The following is a 26,730-nucleotide window of genomic DNA, read 5'->3' on the forward strand; positions in this document are numbered from 1 at the left end:
TGGTCGCCATGCGCGCCACCACGTCGTCCCTGATCACAGCCCTGTGCGTGCTGACCCTCCTGGGGTGCACCTCGACCGGTCCGACCGCGCCGGACCCCAGCGCGACGGCGGGGACCGGGGATGCGGCACTCACCGCGTCCCCCGCGCAGACCCCGGCCGCCGACGTCCCCGCCGAGGTCATGCTGCCCGCAGCAGCCTGGGCGGACATCACCCCGGACGACGTGCGGGAGGACTCGGCGGGCGTCGTCGGCTGGCGCGTCCCGGAGTCGTGCGACGCCGGCAACCCCGCCGACGGGGCGATGCGCACGGTCACGCAGGGCTCCGGGGAGCTCGAGTCCCGGGTCGGCGTGCACCAGGTCGCCGTGCTCGCCGACGCGGACGCCGCGGTGACCGAGGCCGACCGGCTCGCGGCCGCGCTGACCGCATGCACGCAGCGCGTCTCCGACGACGCGACGGTGTACGTCGTCGAGCCGCTGGCCGTCGGGGCACAGGGGGTCGGCCTGGCCACCGACTACTACGGCGACACCGTCGAGGGCGCCCTCGACGACGCGATGGGCACCTACCTGACGGTCACGCGGCGCGGGAACGCGATCACCCTCGTCGCCGTCGAGGGAGGCGAGGGCACGGTCGGCACCGCGCGCGAGACCGCCACCACGAACGCCCAGGCCGCGTGGGAGCTCTTGTGCACCTACGACTCCGCGGGCTGCTGACAGGCTCAGCAGGTCGACGAGTCGTCCGCCGAGGTCAGCACGCCGTCAGGCGGTGACCAGGGCGTCTCGACGACCGGGGGCGCCGTCGGCGTCCCCGTGGGGGTGACGTCGGGCGCCGCCGGCACCCCGACGGGCTGGTCCGCGGCGATCCGGGCCCACAGCTCGGCGGCGGCCGGTGTCGCCACGAGCCGGTTCCTGTTCGAGGGGGCCTGCTGCGTCGGCATCGACACGAACGCGATCTGGTCCGCCCGCAGGTCCCGCAGCGAGAGACCGAACCCGGTCAGGTCCGTGAGGTCACGGAATCCTTGGCTGGCCGTCAGCGAGCCGGTCGCCGCCTGCGCGAGCCGGAACAGGGCGGCGGGGTCGGTCAGCACCTCCCTGCTGAGCACCGACCGCGTCATCGCGGCCATGAGGTCCTGCTGACGCGTGATCCGGCTGGTGTCGGAGCCGTCGCCGATGTTGTGCCGCGCCCGCGCGAGCTGCACGGCCGTGGTGCCGTCGAGGACCTGCGCGCCGGCCTGGACGTGCAGGCCCGTGTACTCCGGGTCGTCGAGGTCCTCCGGCAGGCAGATGGGGACGCCGCCGATGGCGTCGACCATGTCCCGCAGCCCGACGAAGTCGACGATCATCAGCCCGTCCAGCCGGACCCCGGTCAGCAGCTCGACGGTCTTGAACGTGCAGGCCGCCGCGGACCCGACGTCCTGCCCGTGGTCCCAGCCCACCCGGAACGCCTCGTTGAGCTGGCGGTCCTCGCGCGCCGGTGTCGTGCTGCCGTCCGTCATCGTGCACGACGGACGGTCGGCCAGCAGGTCCCGAGGGAGGGAGACCAGCTCGACGCGCGACCGGTCCGCGGCGACGTGCGCGACGATCGTCGTGTCCGACTGCATGCCCTCCTCGACGCCGCCGATGGTCGCGTTCTCGCCGCTGCGGTCGTCGGACCCGATGATCAGCAGGTTCACGGGCGACCCCGCCCGCGCGTCCCCCGGGGGTGGCTCGCTCGCCTCCGGCCTCGCGCTCTCGTCGCCCACGAGGCCCGAGAGGTCGACCCCCGAGACGTTCGACTGGAGCTCCCGGTACACCGCCGCCGCGGCGGCGAGCCCGAAGACGAGGACGCCGACGACGGCCAGGCCGACCGCGCGCAACGCACGGCGTGGGGGGACGGTGCGCGCGTGCTGGCTCATGCTCCGGACGCTAGTGCGCAGGTCAGTGACGGTACGGGCGGTCCGCGTGGAGGCCCTGTGCGAGTGTGCGGGTAACCTTCACAGGACATGGCACACCTACTCGGCGCGGATCGCGTCACGCTCGCGCTGGGCACGCGCACCCTGCTCGACGAGGTCTCCCTCGGGCTCGACGACGGCCAGCGCATCGGTGTCGTCGGCCCGAACGGCGCCGGCAAGTCGACGCTGCTGCGCGTGCTGTCCGGCCTGCAGGAGCCCGACGACGGCCGGGTCACCCGCGCAGGCGGTGTGCGGATCGCCGTGCTCGACCAGCGCGACGACCTGCTGGCCGGCAGCACCGTCCTCGACGTGGTGCACGGGTCCGCCGACGAGCACGAGTGGGCCACCGACTCGCGCATCCGGTCGGTGCACGCCGGGCTGCTCGGCGACGTGTCGCTCGATGCCGACGTCGCCACCCTGTCTGGCGGCCAGCGTCGCCGCGTCGCGCTCGCGGCCCTGCTCGTGCGGGACGACGAGGTGCTCGTCCTCGACGAGCCGACCAACCACCTCGACGTCGAGGGCGTGGCGTGGCTCGCCGCGCACCTGGTCGAGCGGTACCGGGGGTCCAACGGCGCGCTGGTCGTCGTCACCCACGACCGCTGGTTCCTCGACGCGGTCTGCACGCGCACGTGGGAGGTGCACGACGGGACGGTCGACCAGTACGAGGGCGGGTACGCCGCGTACGTGCTGGCGCGTGCCGAGCGGGCGCGGACGGCGTCGACGACCGAGGAGAAGCGTCAGAACCTGTTGCGCAAGGAGCTCGCGTGGCTGCGCCGGGGGGCACCCGCGCGCACCAGCAAGCCGAAGTTCCGCATCGACGCGGCCAACGCCCTGATCGAGAACGAGCCGCCGCCGCGCGACCAGCTGAGCCTGACCCGGATGGCCACCGCCCGCCTGGGCAAGGACGTGCTCGACATCGAGGACGCGTCGGTCGCGTACGGTGACCGGGTCCTCCTGCACGACGTCACCTGGCGGCTCGGCCCCGGCGACCGCGTCGGGCTGGTCGGCGTCAACGGGGCCGGCAAGACGTCCCTGCTGCGGCTCCTGTCCGGGCGGCAGCAGCCGACGACCGGCCGGGTCAAGCGCGGCAAGACCGTGCAGGTGGCGGAGCTCACGCAGGACGTCGAGGAGCTCGACGAGCTCGCGGGCCTGCGGGTGATCGAGGTGATCGAGAGCGAGAAGCGCTCGGTCGTCGTCGGCGGCAAGGAGCTCACGGCGGCGCAGCTGGTCGAGCGGCTCGGGTTCGACCGCGAGCGGTCCCGCACCCCGGTCCGGGACCTGTCGGGCGGCGAGCGGCGACGGCTGCAGCTGCTGCGCCTGCTGGTGGGGGAGCCCAACGTGCTGCTGCTCGACGAGCCGACCAACGACCTCGACACCGACACGCTGGCCGCCCTGGAGGACCTGCTCGACGGCTGGCCGGGCACGCTCGTCGTCGTCTCGCACGACCGCTACCTGCTGGAGCGCGTGTGCGACACGCAGATGGCCCTGCTGGGGGACGGCCTGCTCCGGCAGCTGCCCGGAGGGGTCGAGCAGTACCTGGACCTGCGCCGCAGCGCGACGGCGACCGCGGCGTCCCCGCTGGACGCCCGCGCGCCGACCGAGGCGGCCCCGGCGGCCGTCTCCACCGCCGACCTGCGCACGGCCCGCAAGGAGATCGCCCGGATCGAGCGCCGCCTGTCCCGGATCGCCGACCAGGAGGCCGTCCTGCACCAGCGGATGTCCGACCAGGCGACGGACCACCAGGCGGTGATCGCGCTGGACGCGGAGCTCCGGGCGCTGGCCACCGAGAAGGACGAGCTCGAGGCCGCGTGGCTCGAGGCCGCGGAGATCGTGGGCTAGGAGGTCTCGCGGCGCATGCTGCGCAAGCCCAGCCCGGTCGCCACGCCCATGGTCAGCACGGCGCCCAGCACCACGAGCAGAGGTGCGGTCCACCCGCCGCTGGACGCGTGCACGGCCCCCAGCACGCTCGGGCCGAGCGCGGCGCAGCCGTAGCCGAGGCTCTGCACGGTCGCGGACATGCGGCGCGCGGCGGCCTGCGACCCGGCGCTGGACGCGATGACGGTGAAGATCACGGCGAAGTTCCCACCCTGCGCGACGCCTGCGAACGTGCACCACACCGGCCACCACTGCGGCGCGAGCAGCAGGCCGAGGGGCAGCGCCATCCACCCGACGGCGATCGCGGCGGCCACCGCGGCGACCGGCGCGCGCCGGCCCAGCGCGATCGGCACCGCGATGCCGCCGACCATCCCGAACAGCTGGAACAGCGCCGCAGCCCCGCCGGACGCGGCCCGCTCGAGCCCGAGCGTGTCGTGCAGGACCGAGGGCAGCCAGGCGCTGACCGCGTAGTACCCGAACGCCTGGCCGGCGAACGCGACCGCGAGGAACCAGGTGACGGGCCGCCGCCACACCGCCGGCGCGGTCGACGCGGTGACCAGCGCGACGGGCCCGGCGCGCGAGAACGGGTAGGCCTTCTGCCACACCACGAGCGCGACGACCGCGAGCACGCCCCAGGACGCGAGCGCCCACCGCCAGCCGACGACGTCGGCGAGCGGAGCCGTCAGGGTGGTGGTCAGGACGCTGCCCCCGTTGAGCGCAGCCGTGTACAGGCCGGTCACGCGTGGCACGTGCCCGGGGAAGTCCCGCCCGATCACCACCGGGACGGCGACGTTGCCCGCGGTGATGGCGACCCCGATGAGCACGGTCCCGACGAGGGCCGTGCCGAACCCGTCGGCGGACCGCAGGAGCGTCCCCACCAGGACGGTCACCAGCGACGCCGCGACCACCCGGCCGGTGCCCAGCCGCCCGAGCAGCACCGCCATGAGCGGCGTCGCCAGCGCGAAGCAGAGCACCGGGATGCCCGTGAGCAGGCCGACGCCCGCGGCGCTCAGCCCGAGGTCGGCCCGGACGTCGTCGACGACCGGGGCGAGGGCCGTGATGGGGGCGCGCAGGTTCAGCGCGTAGAGCAGGACCGCGGCCAGCAGCAGCCCCCGCGCAGCCGACGGTGCCATGGACCGAGCAGCCGTCATGCCCTCACGACGCGTCGAACGGCGCGGTCACCTCGCGCAGCAGGTCCGCCAGGCGGTCACGGTCCGCCTCGTCGAGGTCGCCCAGGAGACCACGCTCGACGTCGAGCAGGTCTGCGAACGCCGCGTCCACCCGGTCCAGGCCGACGGGCGTGAGCTGCACCAGCACACCGCGTCGGTCGTCGGGCGCGGGCTGCCGCTCCACCAGCCCGTGCTCCACGAGGCGGTCGATGCGGTTCGTCATGGTGCCGCTGGTGACCAGCGTCTGGGTGAGCAGCGCGCCCGGGGAGAGCCGGTACGGCGCCCCCGCGCGGCGCAGCGCCGACAGCACGTCGAACTCCCACGTCTCCAGGTCGTGCCGCGCGAACGCGGAGCGACGGGCGAGGTCGAGGTGCCGGGCCAGCCGGCTGACGCGGGACAGCACGGTCAGGGGGCGGACGTCCAGGTCCGGGCGTTCGCGTTCCCAGGCGAGGACGATCCGATCGACCTCGTCGCGTGCCACCATGACGCGAGATTACTCGACGTCGAGAGAGATCCCTCTCACGTACGGGGTGAGCGTCGGCCGGCGTTCGAGCGCCGACAACCCGTTCCACGCCAGGTTCACCAGGTGCGCCGCGACGACGTTCTTGCTGGGGCTGCGCGCGTCGAGCCACCACTGCCCCGTGAGCGCGACCATGCCGACCAGCATCTGCGCGTAGATGGGGGCCGTCTTGGGGTCCTGTCCCTGCTTCTTGAACTGGTCCGCGAGCATGTGCTCGACCTGCGAGGCGACGTCCCCGATCAGGCTGGAGAACGTGCCCGTCGCCTGCGCGACGGGGGAGTCGCGCACCAGGATCCGGAAGCCGTCCTCGGACGCCTCGATGTACCCGAGCAGGGCGAGCGCGGTCCGCTCGACCAGCGCCTTCGGGTGCCCACCCTCCTCCAGCGCGCCGCTCAACGCCCCGGTCAGGGCATGGATCTCGCGGTCGACCACGACGGCGTAGATGCCTTCCTTGCCGCCGAAGTGCTCGTACACGACCGGCTTGGACACCTCGGCGCGCGCGGCGATCTCCTCGATGCTGGTGCCGTCGAAGCCCTTCTCGGCGAACAGTCCCCGCGCCACGTCGACCAGCTGGGCGCGCCGCTGTGTCCCCGTCATCCGGGAGCGGGTCGCGCGCTTGCTGTCGTTGGCCACGCGCCCATCATGCCGTGACCGGTCCGTCCGCCCTGGCAGACTTGGCGGCCACGACGCCCTCGGGTGTCGGTCCGCCCTGGTGTAACGGCAGCACGCCGGCCTTTGGAGCCGTGCAGTCCAGGTTCGAATCCTGGGGGCGGAGCCAGGGACGCGGTACGGTGCGAGACATGGCGACGACGCGCGACCTGCGTGCTGCATACGTCCTGCTGGGTCTGTGCGTCTTCGGGGTCGTGTCCCAGGTGGTGGACCTCGCCGCAGGCGCCACCGAGGTCGGCGTCCGGGTCACCGTGATCGTCGTCGCGGCACTCGGAGCGGTGGCGACCGGCGTCTGGATCGCGCACCAGAAGCGGGTGCCGCCGCCGGTCCAGCGACAGCTGACCCCCGCCCCGGACGAGGTGCCGGACGATCCGGACACGGCGGAAGCGACCTCCGCACGCGGGTAGAGTTCACGGTGCGCACGAGATCCGCCGCCCGAGACCCGGGCAGATCCGCGAGGAGCACCCCCAGGTGACGTTCCCCCGCCCGGCCGCCGTCGTCGTCCTCGCCGCAGGTGAAGGAACCCGGATGCGCTCGGCAACCCCCAAGGTCCTGCACACCCTGGCCGGCCGCAGCATGCTCGGCCACGCGCTGTCCACGGCACGCGCGCTCGAACCCGGCCGCGTGCTGGTCGTCGTCCGGCACGAGCGCGACCTGGTGGCCGCGCACGTCGCCGAGGTCGACCCGCAGGCGCTGCTCGCCGACCAGGACGAGATCCCCGGCACGGGCCGCGCGGTCCAGGTCGCGATGATGTCGCTCGACGCCGCTGCGCAGGCCGACGCGGCCGACGACACCACGGTGGGCTCGGCCACGCACGCGCAGGTGTCCGGTGCGGTCGTCGTCATCGCGGGCGACGTCCCGCTGCTCGACGCCGGCACGCTGCACGAGCTGCTCGCCGCGCACCACGCCGACGGCAACGCCGTCACCGTGCTCACGACGCAGGTCGCCGAGCCCACGGGCTACGGCCGGATCCTGCGGGAGCCGGGCACGGGCGACGTGCTCGGCATCGTCGAGGAGAAGGACGCCGACGACGCGCAGCGCGCGATCACGGAGATCAACTCCTCCATCTACGTCTTCGACGCCGACGTCCTGCGCGGCGCGCTCGGCCGGCTCGGCCGCGACAACGCGCAGGGCGAGGTGTACCTGACCGACGTGCTGGCCATCGCCCGCACCGACGGCGGGCACGTCCGGGCGCTCCAGACGGACGACCCGGTGCTGGTCGAGGGCGTCAACGACCGCGTCCAGCTGTCGGTGCTGCGGGCCGAGATGAACCGCCGCATCCTCGAGACCTGGATGCGCGACGGCGTCACGATCGTGGACCCGGCGACCACCTGGGTGGACGTCGACGTCGAGCTCGAGCGGGACGTGACGCTCCTGCCCGGAACGCAGCTGCACGGCGCCACGGTGGTCCGCGAGGGTGCGACCGTCGGCCCGGACACCACGCTGACCGACGTCGAGGTGGGCCCGCGGGCCAGCGTCGTACGGACGCACGGCTCGCTCGCGGTCATCGGGGCCGGCGCGAGCGTGGGGCCGTTCGCGTACCTGCGCCCCGGCACGGTGCTCGGCGACGACGGCAAGATCGGCACGTTCGTCGAGACGAAGAACGCGCAGATCGGCACCGGCTCGAAGATCCCGCACCTGTCCTACGTCGGCGACGCGACGATCGGCGAGCACACGAACATCGGCGCCGCGTCCGTGACCGTCAACTACGACGGCGTGAACAAGCACCGCACGACCATCGGCTCGTACGCCCGCACGGGCGCGGACAACATGTTCGTCGCGCCCGTGACCATCGGCGACGGTGCCTACACCGGTGCCGGCAGCGTGATCCGCCGCGACGTCCCCTCGGGGGCGCTCGGCGTGAGCGCGGGCGCCCAGCGCAACATCGAGGGCTGGGTCGCACGCGCCCGCGCCGGGACGCCGGCGGCCAACGCGGTCGTCCGGCCGTCCGCCGCCGACGAGCTCTCCCCGCAGGCCCGCGCCGAGCGCGACCGTGCCGCCACGGCAGCCGCCGACGCGCCCCCGACCCCGCCGCCTGCCCTGCCGGACTCCACCGGCTCGACCCCGAAGGACTCCGCACGATGACCGGGATCATCTCCTCGGACGGCGAGAAGCGTCTCGTGCTCCTGACGGGCCGGGCGCACCCCGACCTGGCCACCAGCGTCGCGACGCACCTCGGCATCGACCTGCTGCCGACCACGACGTACGAGTTCGCCAACGGGGAGATCTACACCCGCTTCGGGGAGTCCGTGCGCGGTGCCGACACGTTCGTGCTGCAGTCGCACTCGTCGCCGATCAACACGTGGATCATGGAGCAGCTGCTCATGGTCGACGCCCTCAAGCGCGCGTCCGCCAAGACCATCACGGTCGTCGCCCCGTTCTACGGGTACGCGCGGCAGGACAAGAAGCACCGCGGCCGCGAGCCGATCTCCGCGCGGCTCATGGCGGACCTGTTCAAGACGGCGGGCGCCGACCGGCTGATGAGCGTCGACCTTCACGCCGCGCAGATCCAGGGCTTCTTCGACGGTCCCGTCGACCACCTCTGGGCCATGCCGATCCTCACGGAGTACGTGCGCAGCCGCGTCGACACCTCCAACGTCACGGTCGTCTCCCCGGACGCCGGCCGCATCCGTGTCGCCGAGCAGTGGGCCGCCAAGCTGGGCGGCGGTCCGCTGGCGTTCGTGCACAAGACGCGGGACATCCGCAGCCCCAACAAGACCGTCGCCAACCGCGTCGTCGGTGACGTCGAGGGCCGCAGCTGCGTGCTCGTCGACGACCTCATCGACACCGCCGGGACCATCGCCGGTGCCGTGCGCGTCCTGCTGGAGGCCGGCGCCAAGGACGTCATCGTCGCCGCGACGCACGGTGTCCTGTCCGACCCCGCGGTGGACCGCCTGCAGAACTGCGGTGCCCGGGAGGTCGTCATCACCGACACACTGCCGATCGCCGAGGACCGCCGGTTCCCGCAGCTCACCGTCCTCTCGATCGCGCCGCTGATCGCGCGGGCGATCCGCGAGGTGTTCGACGACGGCTCGGTGACGTCCCTCTTCGACGGCCAGGCCTGAGCCTCGTGGACGGCCGCGACGAGGACGTCCGTCGTCGCGGCCCGCGCGGCGGCGTGACGGTCACCGGAGCCGGCGAGGCGGAGGCCGTGCCGGACCGTGCCGTCGTCGACCTGGGTGCCGAGGCGCGCGCCGTGGACGCCGAGCGGGCGCTCGCCGAGGCGGGGCTGTGCCTCGACCGGATGCGCGCCGTCCTGCGTGACGCGGGTGTCGACGACGGCTCGATGCGGACCACGCAGTCGAGCACGTGGACCGACAGCTCCGCCGTCGGTTCGTCGCGCGTCGTGGCGCGGCTCGGCCTGCAGGTCACGCTGCGCGACGTCGCGACCGCCGGGGACGTCGTCGGGGCCGCGGTGGTCGCGGGTGGTGAGCCGGCCCGGATGGACGGCATCCGGCTCGAGATCAGCGACCCCACCGAGCCGCGTGCCCGAGCGCGGGAGGCCGCGTGGGCGGACGCCCTCGCTCGCGCCACCCAGTGGGCCACGCTCGCCGGTCGACGCCTGGGCGAGGTCCAGTGGGTGACCGAAGGGGGAGCCGACGTGGCGCCCCTGCGGATGGGTCGCACGACGGGCGTGGCGAAGGCGATGTCCGTCCCTGTGGAGGCGGGCCAGCAGACCGTGTCCGCGGACGTCACCGTGCGGTGGGCCTGGGACGACTCGACGGACTGACCCGCGGGTTGGGTTCCACGCGCTCGCTCGGGTAGTCTCTTCAGGTTGCCTCGGCGAGGGACGAAGGACGGTCGACGAAGTTCCACGACCACCTGCGCTCCGTGATCGACTGGGCGAGCGCCTCCGCGTGCCCGTCCTGCGTCCCGCGTCGAGGCCACCACACCTGTCTTCATCGCGGCCCCGTGCCGCCATCGCCACAGCCACCACGTCGGCCCACTACGCCGACGCCAGCACTCTGGGAGTACACGTGTCCGAGGTCAAGCTTGTCGCCACCACCCGCACGGAGTTCGGCAAGGGCGCCGCACGCCGCCTGCGTCGCGCCGACCAGGTTCCCGCCGTCCTCTACGGGCACGGCTCGGACCCGCTGCACGTCGCCCTGCCGGGCCACGCGACGATGCTCGCGGTGAAGCAGGCCAACGCCCTGTTCGCCATCGAGCTCGACGGCAAGACCACCCTGGCGATCACCAAGGACGTCCAGCGCGACGTCGTGAAGAACACCATCGAGCACGTCGACCTGCTCATCGTCACCAAGGGCGAGAAGGTCTCCGTCGACGTCCCCGTGACGGTCGTCGGCGAGTCCGCACCCGGCACCATCCACGTCGTCGAGACGCAGACGCTGTCCCTCGAGGCCGAGGCGACGCACCTGCCGACCGAGGTCGAGGTCTCCATCGAGGGCCTCGAGGGCGGTTCGTCCGTCAGCGCCGGCGAGATCACGCTGCCCCAGGGCTCGCTGCTGCTGACCGACCCCGAGATCACGGTCGTCTCCGTGACCGTGCCGCACGCGTCCGCCGAGGACGTCGCCGCCGAGGCCGCCGCCGCGGAGCTCGCTGCGTCGCAGTCGGCCGCGTCCGCCGCCGCAGCCGAGGCCTGAGCCTCAGCTCCACCCCTCGACGCCCGGTACCGTTCCTGACGGTGCCGGGCGTCGTCGTTCCCGCACGTTCCCGCAGGAGGAGATCCCGATGAGCGACGGACCCTGGCTGGTCGTCGGCCTCGGCAACCCGGGCCCGCAGTACGCCGGCAACCGCCACAACGTCGGCCAGATGGTGCTGGACGAGCTGGCGCGCCGGACCGGGTCGACGTTCGGCGCCCGGGCGTCGGGGCTGCTCTCGCGCCGGCCGCAGGCAGCGGTCGCGGAGGCGCGCCTGGGGGTGCTCCCGGGCGGGGTCCCGGGTCCCCGTGTGGTGCTGGCGAAGCCGACGACGTACATGAACGTCTCGGGCGGTCCCGTCGCGGCGCTCGCGAAGTACTACGACGTACCGGCGGAGCGGACGGTGCTGGTGCACGACGAGCTCGACATCCCGTTCGCGGACGTCCGGCTCAAGCGCGGGGGCGGCGAGGGCGGCCACAACGGTCTGCGCGACACCACCAAGGCCCTGGGCACCAAGGAGTACGTCCGGGTGCGCGTCGGCGTCGGCCGCCCGCCCGGGCGGATGGACCCGGCGGACTACGTGCTGCGCGACTTCGCGAAGGCCGAGCTGAAGGACCTGCCGTGGCTCGTGGACGCCGCGGCGGACGCGGTCGAGCTGGTGGTCACGCAGGGCCTGGAGGCCGCGCAGCTGAAGTTCCACACCAAGGGCTGACACGACGACGCGGGGCCACGTGCCCGCCCCGCGTCGCCGGTGAGTGCTCGTCAGCCCTTCTGGACCGCCGCGACGCTGCCGTCCGTGAACACGTTGCGGGCGGCGGCGACCTTGGTGGTCGTCGGGGAGATGATCGCGCAGTTGTAGTGCTTGGTGTCGCGGCCGAAGACGTTGTCGGTGATGACGATGCCGACGAACGGACCTCGACCCTTCTCGGCGAGGTTGATCGTGCACCCGCCGCCGTCGGCCCAGTTCTTGGAGATCAGGACGTCGGAGACGACTCCCTGGTCCTGGGTGAACTGGATGCCGGTGTTGGTGGCACCCTCGATCGTGTTGCCGACGATCCGGATGTTCGAGCCCTGCTGGATCTGGATGCTGTCGTCGTGGCTCGCTCTGCCGCCCTGCAGGGGGTCGCTGGCGTAGTGCACGTTGTCGTGGAGCCAGGACGACTCGATCGTCACGTTGCCGCCGGTGAGGTGGAACGTGTCGATGACGTGGTGGATGTTCGAGCGCTGCACGGTGATGTTGAAGCCCCGGATGCCGTCGATGTACGGCGACGGGCTGGCGGCGTAGAGCTCGCTGTCCTGGATCGTGACGCTCGCGCCGGACGAGTTCGACGTGACGAGCGCGCGCTGGATCGTCGTGGCGTACCCACGGATGCGGCTGTTCTTGATGACCACGCCGGGGGCGGCGACCTTGACGAACCCGTAGACGTCGAGCGAGTCGATGACCGCGCCGGGGGTGCTGATCGTCAGGTCCCCGTCGTGCCGGGTCAGCGTGACGCCGGCGGGGACGCCGGTGTTGGTGCTGCCCGGCTTGACCGTGCCCGGCACGCTGGTTCCGCCGCCGGACGCCGGCGGTGCCGGCTGGGGCGTGGCGGTCGGGGTGGGGGTCGGCGTCGGCTTCGGCGCCGCCGTGGGGGTCGGCGTCGGTGTCGGGGTGGGGGTCGGGGTGGGGGTCGGCGTGGGCGTGGGCGTGACCGTCGGCGTGGGGGTGGCGGTGGGTGTCGCCGTCGGCTTCGGCCCGGGTGTGGCGGCGACGGAGCCGATGACGTAGCCGACGACCGCGGGCGTGATGCGGACGCTCGCCTGCGTGCTCGACAGGGTGATCGTGTCCATGTTGCTGCCCCCGAGCGGGACCAGCGCCTGGTTGCGGGCGGGTGCGTCCGGCGAGGCGACGAGGAACGAGGTCTTGCGGCACGCGGCGCTGGCCGCGCTGCCGGGGCAGGCCGCGACCGCGGTGGGCTGCCAGGCCCCGGTGCCGCGCAGGCCCAGGAGGACGGCTGTGGCGTTGTCGGGCACGTCGGGCAGCGTCAGCTGCAGGGTGGACCCGGACTTCACGACGCCGGCAGGGAGGGTCTGCGGCGCGGCGAGCGGCTGGAGCCGGCCGCCACGCTCCTGTGCGGCGGTGGCGACGTAGTACCCGTCGACGTCGACGCTCAGGCGGTGGCCGCCCTGCTGGTTGAAGAGCTGGACCTGGTTGCCCGTGCCGCCGAGCCTCACGACGACCGACGCCTGGCGGGCCCGTGCCGGCAGCGCGTTGAGCACGGACGTCGAGGCGCAGGTGGTCGTCGGCTGGCCTGCCGGGCACACGGCGACGTAGGACGCCTGCGTGCTGGCGCGGGAGGTCACGCGCAGTGCGACGGCGGTCGCTCCCGCGGGCGCGCCGGCCAGGGTGAGCACCTTCGAGCTGCGGCCGTCGACGGCCAGGTCGTCGGCGACGCGGGTGGGGTCGACGGGCACGTAGAGCGAGTCGGTCGCGGCGCTGGAGGCGGCCGAGTCCACGGTCCACCCGTGCAGGTCGACGAACGCCCGTACCGGGCTGGTGGTGTGCAGGGTGATCTTGCGACCGGAGGTCACGGGGACGGTCACGGTGACGGATCCCGGCTCACCGCCGGCGACGACGAGCTGCGGGTGCTCGGTACAGGCGGCGGAGGCGCCGGAGCCCGCGCACACCGACAAGGACGTCGTCTTCGTGCTGCGGGAGGCGGTGACCTGCAGGGTGGCGGCCGTGGCACCGGCGGGTGCGGACGACAGGTCGAAGGTGAAGTCCTTCTGGGCCGTGAGGTCCGTGCCGGTGACGACGCGCTGGGGGTCGACGGGCCGGTACGTCGTGGTCGGCTCGGACGACGCCGGCGCGACGACGGTGACGACGAGAGCGACGGCCAGGGCCGCGACTGCTGCGAGGGCGGGGGCCGAACGGCGCGCTGCCGTGGCTCGGGCTGCCGTCGGTGCGGTGTGTCGCGGAGCCGATCTACGGCGCTTCACGGCGTGTCGTCCTCGCAAGGGCGTCTCCAGAGTCAGGCGTCCACGGTGTCAGGCGTGCTGTCATGCGGCGCTATGAGTTGGTGGGGTCTGTCGGTGTTTGTCGCCCGGTGTCGGGGTGCGCCCACCATAGGCGAATGCTCCATCTGGGGGAACGCGCGCCTCTCGGACAAGCGTTCTGATAGGCGTAACCATTTCGTGACCTGCGGGAACGCGGAGTCGCACGAGTCTCACGATGCGAGATTGTTTCACCCGTTCAGCCCAACCCAGACGCCGAAACCCGCCCCCGGGGCGAGCCGGGAGCGGGTTTCGGTGTGTCTGGCCGGTCGAGCCGGGAGGTCAGCTGCCCTTGCGGACGCTGGCCACGAGGCCGTCGGTGTAGAAGTTCCCCGACGTGGTCAGCACGGTGGTCGTCGGCGCGATGATCGCGCAGTTCGCGACCTTGGTGTCGCGGCCGAACGTGTTGTTGGTGATCACGACGCCCTGGAACGGGCCCTTGCCCTTCTCGGCGAGGTTGACGGTGCACCCACCGCCGTCGGCCCAGTTCCGGTCCACGGTGACGTTGGAGACGATGCCCTGGTCCTGGGTGAACTGGATCCCCGTGTTGAACGCCCCCGAGATCGAGTTGCCGACGATCTTGATGCCCGACCCCTTCTGGATCTGGATCGAGTCGTCGTGGCTCGGGGTGTTGTTCTGCGCGGGGTCGACCTCGTAGTGCAGGTTGTCGTGCAGCCAGGAGCCCTGGATCGTCACGTTGTTGCCGTAGATGTGCGCGGCGTCGATCACGTGGTGGATGTTGACGCGCGTCGCGGTGAAGTTCCAGCCACGGATGCCGTCGATCCAGCCGCTCGGGGAGGCCGCGAAGAGCTCGCTGTCCTGGATGGTGACGCTGGCGGTGTCGGACGTGCTGGACAGCAGCGCGCGCTGGACGTTGGTGGCCGCGCCTCGGATGATCGAGTTCTTGATGGTCACGTTCGGGGCGGTGACCTTGACGAACCCGTAGATGTCGAGGCCGCTGACGACCGCGCCGGGCGTCGAGATGGTGAGGTCGCCGTTGTGCCGGGTCAGGACGGTGCCGTTCGGCACGCCGGTGTTGCCGGGGCCGGGCTCCACGGTGCCGATCGCGGGCGCGGCGGCGAGCGAGCGGGCGCCGGCCGTCGGGCCGGCCCAGACGTCGGCGACGCGGGCGGTGATCGGCGCGTTGGTGAGGCCGGACGCGGTGTAGGTGTTGACGCCGATGCCGCCGGGGACCTGCAGTGCGGCGGTGCTGTCCGCGGCGGTGAGCGTCCAGGCGGTGGGCTGGGTGGCGCCGACGGCCCAGAGCTTGGCCTGCAGCGTGGCCGGGTTGCCCGTGACCTGGAGGCGGACCTGCAGCTGGGCGGTGCCGGAGAAGCCGAGGCCCGTCAGCGTGGTCGACGCCAGGGTGGACGTCGTCTTGCCGACGACCTTGATGAGGGAGGTGCGGACGCTGCCGTCGGCGAGGAGCTTGCTGCGGAGCCGGTAGCCCTGCGTCGCGTCGATCGCACGACCCGTGACGTCGACCTCGACCGCGCCGCCGGTCGGCGCCTTGTCGAGGCTCACGCGGGCCTGGACCTCGGTGTCCATCGAGCGCACGGCGGCGAGCCCCGCGTACAGGTTCCAGCCGGGCTGGCGGACGGTCATGGCCGCGCTCCCAGCGTTCACGGCGTAGTCGGTGGCGACGCCGCCGACGGTGGTCCACGCGCCGCCGGTGGTCGCGGTTCCCCACCCGCCGGTCACGGTGCGTCCGAAGCCGTCCACGGCGACCGGGGTGAGCGTGGGCGAGGCCGCCGGGGACTCGGCGGTGGGCAGCGACGTCGCGGCGGTCGCGGGGGTGGCGGAACCGACGAGCGAGAGGGCGAGCACGCCGACGCCGAGGGCGACGGCACCCTGACGAGCGAGCGGTGCGAAGGTGCGTGGGCGCACGGAAATCACGATTGTCTCCTAGAGGGTGGCTGCGGAGCTCCCGACCCATCCTTTGTTTCGGCGGCCGGGGGCATCACCATGAGCCAAAACGCTAGGAGCCAAAAATTGCGCGAAACGGGACCAAAGACCCATTGGGCGGAATGGGCGATTTGGTCATCTATGCGTAGAGCGCATATGTCCCAAACGCCTGACCTGCAGGAATGTCGTGAAATTCGCCGACATCCGGGCCCTTATCAGTGCAGATCGGCCAGCGCAGCCCGAATTGTTGTGACGAAGGACACAGCCGAGCGGTCCCAGGTGTAGCGAGAAACCTGGGCGTCCGCAGCGCGGCTCGGGGCGAGATGTCCGGAAAATGCCTCGGCGAGAAGTCGCCCGAGATCGCCCACCGGGTCGCCACCCGTCGGGTCGAAGTACGTGCAGGCGTCGCCGCCGGCCTCCGGGATCGCGGTCGCGGACGACGCGACGACCGTCGTCCCCGCGGCGAGCGCCTCCAGCACGGGTATCCCCCAGCCCTCGCCCAGGCTCGGGAAGACGAACACCGTCGCCTCCCGGTAGAGCGCCCACAGCTCGTCCTGCGGAACCCCGGTGAGGTGGATCGCCCGTGGGTCGGCCGCGAGCGCGGCGAGCACGGCCGGGTCCTCGTTGTCGTCGGCGCCCACCACGACGAGCCGGGCGTCCGGGTCCGGTACGCGGTCGAAGGCCGCGAGCGCGGTGCGCAGGTTCTTGCGGGGCTCGAGGCGGCCCACCATGAGCGCGAACCGGGTCCCGGCAGGGACCTGGCGGGGCAGCGACCCGGGGACGCGGGCCGCCGTGGCGTCGACACCGTTGGGGATCACCGAGATGCGCTCGACGGGCCGGCCGTAGGCGCGGGCGATCTCCCGTCGGCTGTACTGGGACACCGTGGCGATCGCGCCCGCACGGCGCACGGACCAGCCGACGAGCAGCTTGTTGCGCCACCGGGTCTTCCACCCGAAGAACGCCGGGTGGGTCTCGAAGAGGACGTCGTGCACCACGACGAGCTGGCGGCGGGCGTCGCGCGGCGGGCTGAAGTACTGCGTCACCAGCAGGTCGAGCCGGTCCCGTCGGATCGCGGCCGGCCAGAACCGCAGGTTGCGACCCAGCGGGCCGCCGTCGGGGAGCACCCGGTGCTCAAACGGCGCACCGGGACCGAGGAGCCCCGCCACGTGGTCCGCGTCCGCCGAGTACACGACGAAGGTGAGGTCCGGGGCGAGCAGCGGCGCGCGGCGCAGGATCTCCAGGATCCAGGTGCGGGTGCCCTGGTACTTGCCGTCGAGGACGTGCGCGTCGATCCCGACCCGAGTCATGCGGCCACCGTCCGGGGGGCGCGGCCGGTCAGGAGCGCGCGGACCGCGAGCCACGCACCGGCGCAGGAGCCGCGCACGACCGCCCCGACCGGGCTCCACGGGCGCAGGAGCTGTCGTCGGCCACCGCGCAGCAGCACCGACCAGGCGTAGGCCGGCTGGCTGACCAGCCACCGCCCGACGTCGCCACGGCCCAGGTGCCGGGCGGCGAACAGGAGCCGGTTCCGGCAGTTGTAGTAGTAGTACGTCGACGACTTCGCCCTGCTGCCCGCCGCCGGCTCCTGCGTGCCGCCGACGTCGTGCAGCACCTCCAGGTCCTGGCGCACGAGCAGCGTGCCGCCGGCGCGGGTGCACCGGTAGGAGAGGTCGACGTCCTCCCAGTAGAGGAAGAAGTCGTCGTCGAAGCCGCCGAGCTCCTGCCACCACGTGACGTCCGCGGCGAGGCACGCGCCGCTGAGCCACCCCTCGGTCCGCGGCGCCGTGGGCAGGTCGACGTTCCGGGTGCGGCCGGCGCGCAGGTCGATCCGTCCGCCCGTGAACCAGGGGCGCCCGTCCGGCCGCAGGACGCGGGGGGAGACGAGCGTGCGCGGTGTGGCCGCGACCTGCCCCGCGAGCTCGTCGAGCACGTGCGCGTCGGCGGCGGCGTCCGGGTTGACGACGACGACCGCCGTGCAGCCGAGCGCTGCGGCGCGGGCGACCCCGGCGTTGGCGGCGGTCCCGAACCCGGCGTTCGTGGCGTTCTCGACGAGCTCCCAGCCGAGCTCGTGGCTGACCGTGCGCACGGCGTCACGCGCGCCCGACCCTCGGAAGTTGTCGACGACGACGACGGTGGACGGCGTGCGCATCGCGGAGCGATCGAGGCCGGCGAGGTTGGCGCGAAGCAACGAGGCGGAGCCGAAGCTCACGACGACGATCCCGAGCACGGGGGAGACGTTATCTTGTCGGGCACCGTCGGCCGGCTGGCCGGCGGGGTGAAGAGGGAGGTGAGAGCAGTGGGCACACCGCGCACGGCGTCGTCGCGAGTCCGCCTGTACGAGACGGTGCGCACCGCTCACCTCGAACGGGCGCGGGAGCTGGCGCCCGCCTCGATCGTCTACCGCCGGCGGCGGTACGACTTCGATCCCGGGGTCGCCGCCGGCCTCGACCTGATCGAGGCCGGTCCCGTCGCGGCCGCCGTCGTGCTCGCGCGGTCCGACGTCCGCGAGCTCGAGATCAACGAGCCGCTGATGGTGTCGAGCCTGCGCCGGACGGCCCTCGCGCTGGCCGCGGTGACGGTCGCGGGGTGGTTCCGCCGCCGCCGCACCGTCGTCGTCGCGTACGCGATCGCCAACGACGACCCGTTCCGGCCGCCGCGTCGCCCCGGCGTGCTTGGCGCGGTGCGCCGGCGCCTCGACGCCGCGCTCATCCGGCTCGTCGCCGGCCGGGTCGACCGCATCGCCTACGGGACGGAGGCGTCACGGGACCTCTACGCCCGGGTCGTGCCGTCGATGCGCGCCGTGGCGACGTCGATCCCTGCCCTGCCGACCGCGTGCTCGTGCGGGCCGGTCCATGAGGGTGCGCCCGGGACGGTCCTGTTCGTCGGCGCCTTCGAGCCGCGCAAGGGCGTCCTCGACCTGCTCGCCGCGTGGCCCGAGGTCGTGCGGCAGCGACCGCACGCCCGGCTGACCCTGGTCGGGAAGGGGCCGCAGCAGGCCGCCGTCGAGGAGCTCGTCGCCGGTCGGGAGGACGTCACGCTCGTCGTCGACCCCCCGCGGGCGCGGGTGCACGAGCTGCAGCGGGAGCACTCGGTCGCGGTCCTGCTCTCCCGCCGGACGCCGACGTGGCGCGAGCAGGTGGGTCTGCCCGTCGTCGAGGGGCTGGCGCACGGGTGCGCGGTGCTGACGACGACGGAGACCGGGCTGGCCTCGTGGCTCGCGGGGCACGGCCACGCGGTCGTCGACCCCGACGCCTCCGTCGACGAGGTGGCCGCGCACCTCGTCCGGCTCCTCGACGACGGCCGCTCGGCGGAATCCGTCCTGGCCGACCTCCCGGCGCGGGACGGCCGGCTCGAGGCTGACACCTGGCTGTTCGGGGCGTCACCCGTGTGAGCCACGGCACAGACCTCAGCCGGGTGAAATCGGGTCATGGCGGATGAATCGGACAATACGTACGTAATACGTTCATCTCCTGTCCAACACCCCGGGGGAGGTTCGAGCTATGACGTTGACAGTCGGGCACGGTGCCGAGAACACCGACTCAGGCGTCGAACGTCGCCGCCCCGCACTGCACCCACGCCGGTCGTGGGCGTCGCCCGAACCCTTCGTCCGGCGCTCGACGCCGCACAACTCCGGCACGACGTCGCTGCTGGCTGTCCCGTGGCGCAACGCCGCCGCCGGCTACCAGCACCTCACGATCGCCATCGACGTCATCGCCGCCTTCGCGGCCGTCACGCTCGCCGCCGCCCTCGGCACCGGCTCGTTCGGCGCGGCGGTCCTGCTCGGCGCGGTCGCCGTCCTCGTCTTCACCGCGATGGTCACGATCATGCGCGGCTACGAGCGGCACAACCTCGGCGACGGCCCGGACGAGTTCCAGGCCGTCCTGCGGGCCTCGGTCGTCGTCGCCGCCGCACTCATGGCGCTCGCCTACCTGACCCCCGTCGAGGTGCCCCGTTCCGCGGTCCTCGTCGGGGTCCCGCTCCTGGCCGGCACGGCGTTCCTGGGCCGCTACGCCCACCGCCGCGTCCTGCACCACTCCCGCAACCAGGGCCAGGCGATGATGCGGACCATCGTCGTCGGTGACACCGCGTCGGTGTCCGGGGTGGCGCACGACCTCGGCGTCGCGTCCCACCACGGGTACCTCGTCATCGGGGCGTGCCTGTCGGACGTCGTCCCGGAGAACCTCCTCGAGGTCCCGGTGCCGACGCTCGGGTCGCTCGCCGACGTGCCGCAGGTGGTCGTCGACTACGCCGTGTCCGTCGTGGTCGTCGCCGGCAACGCGCTGAGCGGCGACGCCCTGCGCCGGCTGTCCTGGGCGCTGCGTCGTGCCGGTGCGGAGCTCGTCGTCGCCCCCGGGCTGGTCGAGGTCGTGCAGGAGCGCGTCTCCATGCACCCGACCGCCGGCCTCTCGCTCATGCGCCTGGAGATCGAGGCGCCACGGCGCCGGCTCCTGGCCAAGGCGGCCATGGACCGCTCGCTCGGGCTCCTCGCCCTCCTGGTCGCCTCGCCGGTGATCCTCGCCGGTGCACTGGCCGTCCGGCTGACCTCGCCCGGCAAGGCGTTCTACACCCAGACCCGCGTCGGGGTGGACGGGCGAGAGTTCACCATCTGGAAGCTGCGCAGCATGTACGTCGACGCCGACCGGCGCCGGGCGGAGCTGCTGGAGCACAGCGACCGTGACGGCCTGATGTTCAAGATGACCGAGGACCCCCGGGTGACGCCCGTCGGACGCGTCCTGCGCCGGTTCTCGATCGACGAGCTCCCGCAGCTGTTCAACGTCGTGCTCGGCGACATGTCCCTGGTCGGCCCGCGGCCGCCGCTGCGCGAGGAGGTGCGCGGCTACCACGACGCGGTGCACCAGCGCCTGCGCGTCAAGCCGGGCATCACCGGCCTGTGGCAGGTGTCGGGCAGGGCGGACCTGAGCTGGGAGGAGTCGGTCCGGCTCGACCTGCGCTACGTCGACAACTGGTCCGTCACGATGGACCTGATGATCATGTGGAAGACCTTCCGCGCCGTCGTCACGGGGGCCGGCGCGTACTGACCCGCGGCACACGGAGCCGGCTCTGCCGGTCGACCCCGGACGGCGGTACCGCCCCGGAGCCTGACAGGGTAGACATCGAGGCTCAGGATGAGCAGTGGGAGGAATCGGTCGATGGTTGCCACCAGCGCCCGGGCGTTGCGCATCGCGCTCGTCGGGACGCGCGGGGTCCCGGCCCGTTACGGCGGGTTCGAGACGTGCGTCGAGGAGGTCGGTGCCCGGCTCGTCGACCGTGGGCACGACGTCCTCGTGTACTGCCGCGGAGGTGACGAGGACGAGCGTCCGTCGTCGTACCGCGGCATGCGGCTCGTGCACCTGCCCGCCGTCCGTCGCCGCTCCCTGGAGACGCTGAGCCACACCGCGCTGTCCGTCGCGCACCAGGTCCGTCACCCGGCGGACGCCGCCATCGTGTTCAACGCCGCGAACGCCGCGCTGCTGCCCGTGCTGCGCGCCCGCCGGATCCCGGTCGCCACGCACGTCGACGGTCTGGAGTGGAAGCGCGCGAAGTGGGGCGGCGCGGGGCGTCGGTACTACCGCACCGCGGAGTCGCTGGCCGTGCGCTGGTCCGACGCGCTCATCGCCGACGCCGCAGGCATCGCCGACTACTACACGGCGGAGTTCGGGGCGCCCACCGAGCAGATCGCCTACGGCGCCCCCCTGCTCGACGGGGTGGGGGACGCCAAGCTCGCCGACCTGGGCCTGACCTCGCGCGGCTACCACCTCGTCGTCGCGCGCTTCGAGCCGGAGAACCACGTCGAGCTCATCGTCGAGGGGTACCGCCGGTCGGGCGCCACGCTGCCGCTCGTCGTCGTCGGCTCCGCGCCGTACGCCGACGAGTACACCGCGCGCGTCGAGGCCGCCGCCGACGACCGGGTGCGGCTGCTCGGGGGCGTCTGGGACCAGGACCTGCTCGACCAGCTCTACGCCCACTGCCTGCTGTACGTGCACGGGCACAGCGTCGGCGGCACCAACCCGTCGCTGCTGCGGGCGATCGGCGCGGGCGCTCCGACGGCCGCCTTCGACGTGTCGTTCAACCGTGAGGTGCTGGGCGCTGCGGGGCGCTGGTTCGCGACGCCCGACGACGTCACCGCGGCCGTCGAGGACGCCGAGCGCGACCCGGCCGGTGCGGTGGCCCGCGGCGTCGAGCTGCGTGCGCGGGCCGCCGACTACGACTGGGACACCGTGGCGGAGGCGTACGAGGACCTCTGCAGGCGCCTCGCGGCCCGCGCGTTCGCCGGGGTCCGGCGCCCGTCCGGTCGGCGTCGTGGAGCCGGCGACGTCCTGCCCGTACGGTCGGTCCAGCAGCAGGCTGTCCAGGGGGAGGCGACGACGTGACCGAGGTGACCAAGGTGTCGGAACCAGCTCAGCAGCCCGATCCCCGGACCGTCGCGGCCTCGGAGTCGTACCGGGAGACGCTCGCGCGGCTCGGCGGGGTGCAGAAGGGCGCCCGTGGCGCGCCCGCGTACTCGCGGTTCGTGAACCGTCGGGCCGGTCGGCTCCTCGCAGCGGCGTGCTACCGCGCCGGGCTCACCCCGAACGCCGTCACCGCGATCAGTGCCGTGTGGACGTTCAGCGCGATCGCCGTGCTCGCCCTCCTGCCGCCGTCGTGGTGGGTCGGGCTGCTCGTCGCGTTCCTGCTGCTCGTCGGCTACGCGTTCGACTCCGCCGACGGGCAGGTCGCCCGGCTGCGCGGGGGCGGGACCATCGCCGGCGAGTGGCTGGACCACCTGATCGACTCCATCAAGGTCGCCAGCCTGCACCTCGCGGTGCTCGTGGGCCTCTACCGGTTCGACGTCGTCCCGGACGTGTGGCTGCTCGTCCCGCTCGTGTACTCGGCCGTGTGGTCGGTGCTGTTCTTCGCGATGATCCTCAACGACCAGCTGCGCCGTCAGGCGGGCGTGACGATGCGCGCCACGGCCGGGGAGCGTGCCCCCGTGCTGCGCTCGCTGATCGTCGCGCCGACGGACTACGGCGTGCTCTGCCTGTCGTTCGCGCTCTACGGCGCGACGACGCTGTTCATGGGTGTCTACACCGCGCTCTGCCTGGCCACCGCGGGGTACCTCGCGCTGGCCGTGCGCTCGTGGTTCCGAGAGATGACGGGCCTGCGGCGACCGCCGAGCCAGGCTCGTGGAGGAGAAGCGTGACCCTGGATTCGACCGAGGACCAGCAGTCCGGCAGGCCCCGCTGGCTCGTCCCCGTCGCGATCGGCGCGGGTGCGCTGGTGCTCGCGGCGGTGGTGTGGGCGGCCGTGGCCTCCGGCGCGTCCGACGAGGACGCGGCCCCGACGACCTCCGCGAGCAGCAGCGCGACGGTGACGTCGACCCCGGAGCCCGAGCCCAGCGCGTCGCCGACCACCCCACCGAGCACGGAGCCCGCTCCGGCGCCGAGCACCGACCCGGAGGCACCGTTCGTGCCCGGCACGGAGCCTGCCGTCCCGCTGACGTCGACCGCGGAGTTCGGCACCGGCATGTCGGCGCGGGTGGCCGGGCTGGAGTCGGTCGCCGGCGTGGCGGAAGGGCCCGGCGAGGTGGCCGGTCCGTCGGTCCGCGTGTCGGTCGTGCTGACCAACGGCACCGGCGCGGCCGCGTCCCTCGACTCGACCGTGGTCAACCTGTACGCCGGCGAGCAGCTCGCCCCGGGTGAACCTCTCAGCGGGCCCGGCGTCAGCGTGTTCACGGGCACCCTCGCTCCGGGCGCCTCGGCGACGGGCGTCTACGTGTTCCGCGTGCCCCCGGACCTGCGGGACCACCTCCAGATCACCGTGAGCTACGACCCGACGGCGACGACGGTGCTGTTCGAGGGGCCCGGACCGGCGGCCTGAACGCCTGACCATTTCACCCGTTGTGTCCTGTTTAGGGGTGTTTTGGACTCGTAGGATCGGCGTGGGTCGGCCCCCCGCCCGCCCGCAACCGAGCGCTACGAGGATGTGTCATGTCGGTGTACCTCTCTGACGTCCGGCGGTTCGTCGCCGCGGCGACGGCCGTGCTCGTGGCCGCTGCCCTCCTCCTCGTCGTTCCCGGCGCACCGCCCGCGCACGCGGACACCGCGCCCGCCCCCGGGACGCCCCCCACGGTCAGCGCCGACGGCCTGCCCACCGTCCAGATCAACGGCGTCGTCTGGCAGCAGGCGCTCGTCGGCGACACCGTGTACGCGGGCGGCGAGTTCAGCAACGCGCGCCCGGCCGGCGCCGCGGCCGGGGTGAACACGGTCCCGCGCTCGAACCTGCTCTCGTTCGACGTGCGCACCGGCGTGCTCAACCCCTCGTGGGCTCCCAACCCGAACGCGCAGGTGCGCGCCGTCGTGAAGTCGCCCGACGGCAGGCGCGTCTACGTCGGCGGGAACTTCACCAGCATCTCCGGGGTCTCGCGGTACCGCATCGCGGCGTTCGACACCGCCACCGGGGCGCTCGTCACCACGTTCAACGCCGGCACCAACTCCCAGGTCCGCGCGATCGCGGCGACCAACACCACGGTCTACGTCGGCGGCATCTTCACGCAGGCCGGCAGCTCGTCGCGCACCCGCCTGGCCGCGTTCAACGCCGCGAACGGCGCGCTCCTGCCGTGGAACCCGACGGTCGACGACGGCTCGGTCAGCGCCCTGACCGTGTCCCCGGACGGGTCGACCGTGATCATCGGCGGCAACTTCCTGTCGTTCAACGGCGACCCGGCCGCACCCGACGGGCTCGCGCGGGTCGACGCCGTCACCGGCGCCGTCCTCCCGTTCCCCGCGACGTCGCGCATCCGCAACGGCGGCTCGGCCGGCTCGATCCTCGGGCTGGCGGGCGACGCCGAGAACATGTACGGCGTCGGCTACACGTTCGGCCGCAGCGGCGGGACGCTCGAGGGCGTCTTCGCCGCGGACTGGGACACCGGCGAGCTCACCTGGGTCGCGGACTGCCACGGTGACACCTACGCGGTGTGGCCGCAGGGCGACGTCGTGTACGCGGCGAGCCACCACCACTACTGCGGCAACATCCGGTCCGCCCCGCAGCTCGACGAGTGGGAGTTCTACCGGGCCGGTGCGTTCACGAAGGCCGCGACGCAGCTCGCGGGCCGCGAGCACCTCGGGTACACCAACTTCGAGGGGCTGCCCGCCCCGACGAAGCTCAACTGGTACCCCGACCTGGACACCGGCACGTTCACCGGCCAGAACCAGGGGCCGTGGGCCGTCACGGGTGACGACCGCTACATCGTCATGGGCGGCGAGTTCCTCAACGTCAACTTCCGGCGGCAGCAGGGCCTCGTCCGGTTCGCGGTGCGCGACCTGGCGCCCAACGACCAGGGCCCGCGGTTCAGCGCCACCGACTTCACCCCGACCCTGCGCCCGATCGGCACGGGCGCGGTGCGGGTCTCCTGGCCCGCGAACGCGGACTTCGACAACGAGCAGCTCACCTACCGGGTGATCCGCAACGGCGCCGTCGTCTGGACGGGTGACAAGCCGTCGCAGATCTGGGACCGGCCGACGCAGGGCTGGACCGACACGGGCCTGACGCCCGGCGCGTCGTACAACTACCAGGTGCGGGTGTCCGACCCGTTCGGCAACACCGTGACCAGCCCGACCGTGGCGGTCACGGCCGACGGCACGGGACCGGTCAGCCCCTACGCGCAGACCGTGATGGCCGACGGTGCCGCCCACTACTGGCGCCTCGGCGACGGGGGCACGACGGGTGCGATCGACACCGCGGGGATCGACGACGCCATCACCGGCACGGCGCTGACGCGCGGTGCGGGCGGCGCGATCGCCGGGGACACCACGACCGCCTTCCAGTTCGCGGGCACCAGCAACAGCCGTGTGATCGCGAACACCCGCGAGCAGAACCGGAACACCGTGTCCGTCGAGGCGTGGGTCCGGACGACGTCCAACCAGGGCGGGTGGATCGTCGGGTTCGGCAACAGCGCGAGCCTGACCGGCACCAGCAGCAACCGTGACCGGCAGCTGTACATGGAGAGCGGCGGACGCGTGCAGTTCGGGGCCAGCCCCGGGCAGAACCGCACCGTGCGGTCGCCCTCGTCGTACAACGACGGCCAGTGGCACCACCTCGTCGGCACCCTGGGCGCCTCGGGCATGAAGCTGTACGTCGACGGTGTGCTCGTCGGCTCCCGCACGGACACCACCACGGGCCGCAACATGTCGGGCTTCTGGCGGATCGGTGGCGACAGCCTGAACGGGTGGCCCAACCAGCCGTCGTCCAGCAACCTGTCCGGCACCATCGACGAGGTCGCCGTCTACCCGAGCGAGCTCACGGCCGGCACGGTCGCCGCGCACAACACGCTCGGGCGCACCGGCGAAGCCCCGAACCAGCCGCCGGTGGCGGCGTTCAGCAGCCCGACGAACGGGCTCGCCGTGGACGTCGACGGCTCGACCTCGGCGGACCCGGACGGCACCATCGCGTCCTACGCGTGGACCTACGGCGACGGCGGGACGGCGACCGGGGCGAACCCGGCCGCGCACACGTACTCGACGGCGGGCACCTACACGGTCACCCTGACGGTCACGGACGACGACGGCGCCACCGGCGTGCTCACCCGCGACGTGACGGTCGCGCCGCCCGCCCCGAACCAGCCGCCGGTCGCCGCGTTCACGGCGACCCCGGCAGGGTTGTCGGTGTCGGTGAACGGCTCCGGCTCGAGCGACCCGGACGGCACGGTCGCGTCGTACGCGTGGACCTTCGGGGACGGCGGCACCGCGACGGGTCCGACCCCGCCGGCGCACGCCTACGCGGCCGAGGGCACGTACACGGTGACGTTGACCGTGACGGACGACGACGGAGACTCGACGGCCCTCGCCCAGGACGTCACCGTCACGGCTCCGCCGGCGAACGCACCGTTCGCGGCGGACACGTTCAACCGGACGACGACCGGTGGGTGGGGCTCGGCCGAGACCGGTGGCGCGTGGACGGTGGCCGGGGGAGCGGCGAACTTCTCCGTGGCGCCGAGGATCGGCACGATGCGCGTGACCGGTGCCGGGTTCCGGCTGTCGTCGTTCCTGCCGGTGGCGG

Annotated in this window: 22 protein-coding genes and 1 tRNA gene; 15 read left to right on the forward strand and 8 right to left on the reverse strand. The window is 73.1% G+C overall.

Translation table 11 applies throughout. The annotated features are described in order from the left end of the window. Positions 1-8: 8 nt before the first annotated feature. Positions 9-710, forward strand: coding sequence for a hypothetical protein (locus CTE05_RS09790; protein ID WP_146845935.1), 702 nt, complete (start codon positions 9-11; stop codon positions 708-710). A 5-nt stretch (positions 711-715) separates the two neighbouring features. On the opposite strand, the gene CTE05_RS09795 is transcribed toward CTE05_RS09790, so the two are convergent. Next, positions 716-1,891, reverse strand: coding sequence for an LCP family protein (locus CTE05_RS09795; protein ID WP_146845936.1), 1,176 nt, complete (start codon positions 1,889-1,891; stop codon positions 716-718). Between the two features lie 87 nt (positions 1,892-1,978). Between CTE05_RS09795 and CTE05_RS09800 the strand changes: the two genes are divergently transcribed. Further along, a complete protein-coding gene (locus CTE05_RS09800; RefSeq protein ID WP_146845937.1) occupies positions 1,979-3,766 on the forward strand; it encodes an ABC-F family ATP-binding cassette domain-containing protein in 1,788 nt (595 codons plus the stop codon). On the opposite strand, the gene CTE05_RS09805 is transcribed toward CTE05_RS09800, so the two are convergent. From CTE05_RS09805 to CTE05_RS09815, 3 genes are read right to left on the reverse strand one after another with little or no spacing between them, the layout of a single operon-like run. Further along, positions 3,763-4,953 (reverse strand): MFS transporter, encoded by a 1,191-nt coding sequence (locus CTE05_RS09805; RefSeq protein WP_146845938.1) that lies wholly within the window; start codon positions 4,951-4,953, stop codon positions 3,763-3,765. The two genes, CTE05_RS09800 and CTE05_RS09805, sit on opposite strands and share 4 nt — an antisense overlap. A 4-nt stretch (positions 4,954-4,957) precedes the next feature. Continuing rightward, positions 4,958-5,455, reverse strand: coding sequence for a MarR family winged helix-turn-helix transcriptional regulator (locus CTE05_RS09810; protein ID WP_146845939.1), 498 nt, complete (start codon positions 5,453-5,455; stop codon positions 4,958-4,960). A gap of 9 nt (positions 5,456-5,464) precedes the next feature. Continuing rightward, positions 5,465-6,088, reverse strand: a complete 624-nt coding sequence (locus CTE05_RS09815) for a TetR/AcrR family transcriptional regulator (RefSeq protein WP_146845966.1) — start codon at positions 6,086-6,088, stop codon at positions 5,465-5,467. Between the two features lie 106 nt (positions 6,089-6,194). On the opposite strand from CTE05_RS09815, the gene CTE05_RS09820 reads away from it, so the two are divergent. The 7 genes from CTE05_RS09820 to pth all read left to right on the forward strand — a co-directional run bounded on the left by CTE05_RS09820 (position 6,195) and on the right by pth (position 11,470). Then, positions 6,195-6,269, forward strand: a tRNA-Gln gene (locus CTE05_RS09820). A 22-nt stretch (positions 6,270-6,291) separates the two neighbouring features. Next, complete coding sequence (locus CTE05_RS09825; protein ID WP_146845940.1) at positions 6,292-6,567, forward strand: hypothetical protein; 276 nt, start codon at positions 6,292-6,294, stop codon at positions 6,565-6,567. A gap of 64 nt (positions 6,568-6,631) precedes the next feature. Then, on the forward strand, positions 6,632-8,245 hold the full coding sequence (gene glmU / locus CTE05_RS09830; RefSeq protein WP_146845941.1) for a bifunctional UDP-N-acetylglucosamine diphosphorylase/glucosamine-1-phosphate N-acetyltransferase GlmU: 1,614 nt from the start codon (positions 6,632-6,634) through the stop codon (positions 8,243-8,245). After that, positions 8,242-9,225, forward strand: coding sequence for a ribose-phosphate diphosphokinase (locus tag CTE05_RS09835; protein WP_056590167.1), 984 nt, complete (start codon positions 8,242-8,244; stop codon positions 9,223-9,225). Before glmU ends, CTE05_RS09835 begins: the two co-directional genes overlap by 4 nt. A gap of 5 nt (positions 9,226-9,230) precedes the next feature. Further along, positions 9,231-9,890, forward strand: coding sequence for an SIMPL domain-containing protein (locus CTE05_RS09840; RefSeq protein ID WP_246123482.1), 660 nt, complete (start codon positions 9,231-9,233; stop codon positions 9,888-9,890). 247 nt (positions 9,891-10,137) lie between these two features. Beyond that, complete coding sequence (locus CTE05_RS09845) at positions 10,138-10,761, forward strand: 50S ribosomal protein L25/general stress protein Ctc (RefSeq protein ID WP_146845943.1); 624 nt, start codon at positions 10,138-10,140, stop codon at positions 10,759-10,761. A gap of 88 nt (positions 10,762-10,849) precedes the next feature. Continuing rightward, positions 10,850-11,470: an aminoacyl-tRNA hydrolase gene (gene pth, locus CTE05_RS09850; RefSeq protein ID WP_146845944.1), complete on the forward strand. Its 621-nt coding sequence runs from the start codon at positions 10,850-10,852 to the stop codon at positions 11,468-11,470. Between the two features lie 50 nt (positions 11,471-11,520). Here pth and CTE05_RS09855 read toward each other — a convergent pair whose 3' ends face one another. From CTE05_RS09855 to CTE05_RS09870, 4 genes are all read right to left on the reverse strand, one after another. Beyond that, a complete protein-coding gene (locus tag CTE05_RS09855; RefSeq protein WP_146845945.1) occupies positions 11,521-13,737 on the reverse strand; it encodes a right-handed parallel beta-helix repeat-containing protein in 2,217 nt (738 codons plus the stop codon). Between the two features lie 336 nt (positions 13,738-14,073). Next, positions 14,074-15,678 (reverse strand): right-handed parallel beta-helix repeat-containing protein, encoded by a 1,605-nt coding sequence (locus CTE05_RS09860; protein WP_146845946.1) that lies wholly within the window; start codon positions 15,676-15,678, stop codon positions 14,074-14,076. Positions 15,679-15,911: 233 nt separating this feature from the next. Then, positions 15,912-17,003 carry a glycosyltransferase family 4 protein gene (locus tag CTE05_RS09865; RefSeq protein WP_146845947.1) on the reverse strand — a complete coding sequence of 364 codons (1,092 nt, stop codon included), beginning with the start codon at positions 17,001-17,003 and terminating at the stop codon, positions 15,912-15,914. Beyond that, positions 17,000-17,923 (reverse strand): glycosyltransferase family 2 protein, encoded by a 924-nt coding sequence (locus CTE05_RS09870; protein ID WP_186814818.1) that lies wholly within the window; start codon positions 17,921-17,923, stop codon positions 17,000-17,002. Before CTE05_RS09870 ends, CTE05_RS09865 begins: the two co-directional genes overlap by 4 nt. Positions 17,924-17,992: 69 nt before the next feature. On the opposite strand from CTE05_RS09870, the gene CTE05_RS09875 reads away from it, so the two are divergent. From CTE05_RS09875 to CTE05_RS09900, 6 genes are all read left to right on the forward strand, one after another. Next, positions 17,993-19,087 (forward strand): glycosyltransferase family 4 protein, encoded by a 1,095-nt coding sequence (locus CTE05_RS09875; protein WP_246123484.1) that lies wholly within the window; start codon positions 17,993-17,995, stop codon positions 19,085-19,087. Between the two features lie 109 nt (positions 19,088-19,196). Further along, positions 19,197-20,735: a sugar transferase gene (locus CTE05_RS09880; protein ID WP_146845950.1), complete on the forward strand. Its 1,539-nt coding sequence runs from the start codon at positions 19,197-19,199 to the stop codon at positions 20,733-20,735. A 111-nt stretch (positions 20,736-20,846) separates the two neighbouring features. Further along, positions 20,847-22,067, forward strand: a complete 1,221-nt coding sequence (locus CTE05_RS09885; RefSeq protein ID WP_146845951.1) for a DUF1972 domain-containing protein — start codon at positions 20,847-20,849, stop codon at positions 22,065-22,067. Positions 22,068-22,072: 5 nt separating this feature from the next. Continuing rightward, positions 22,073-22,876, forward strand: coding sequence for a CDP-alcohol phosphatidyltransferase family protein (locus tag CTE05_RS09890; protein ID WP_246123486.1), 804 nt, complete (start codon positions 22,073-22,075; stop codon positions 22,874-22,876). Beyond that, positions 22,873-23,553 carry a hypothetical protein gene (locus CTE05_RS09895; protein WP_146845952.1) on the forward strand — a complete coding sequence of 227 codons (681 nt, stop codon included), beginning with the start codon at positions 22,873-22,875 and terminating at the stop codon, positions 23,551-23,553. Before CTE05_RS09890 ends, CTE05_RS09895 begins: the two co-directional genes overlap by 4 nt. Before the next feature lie 110 nt (positions 23,554-23,663). After that, the coding region (locus CTE05_RS09900; protein WP_146845953.1) for a PKD domain-containing protein at positions 23,664-26,730 on the forward strand (3,067 nt) is incomplete at its 3' end.

Origin of the sequence: Cellulomonas terrae (assembly GCF_007990265.1) — a bacterium.
Taxonomy (GTDB): Bacteria; Actinomycetota; Actinomycetes; order Actinomycetales; family Cellulomonadaceae; genus Cellulomonas; species Cellulomonas terrae.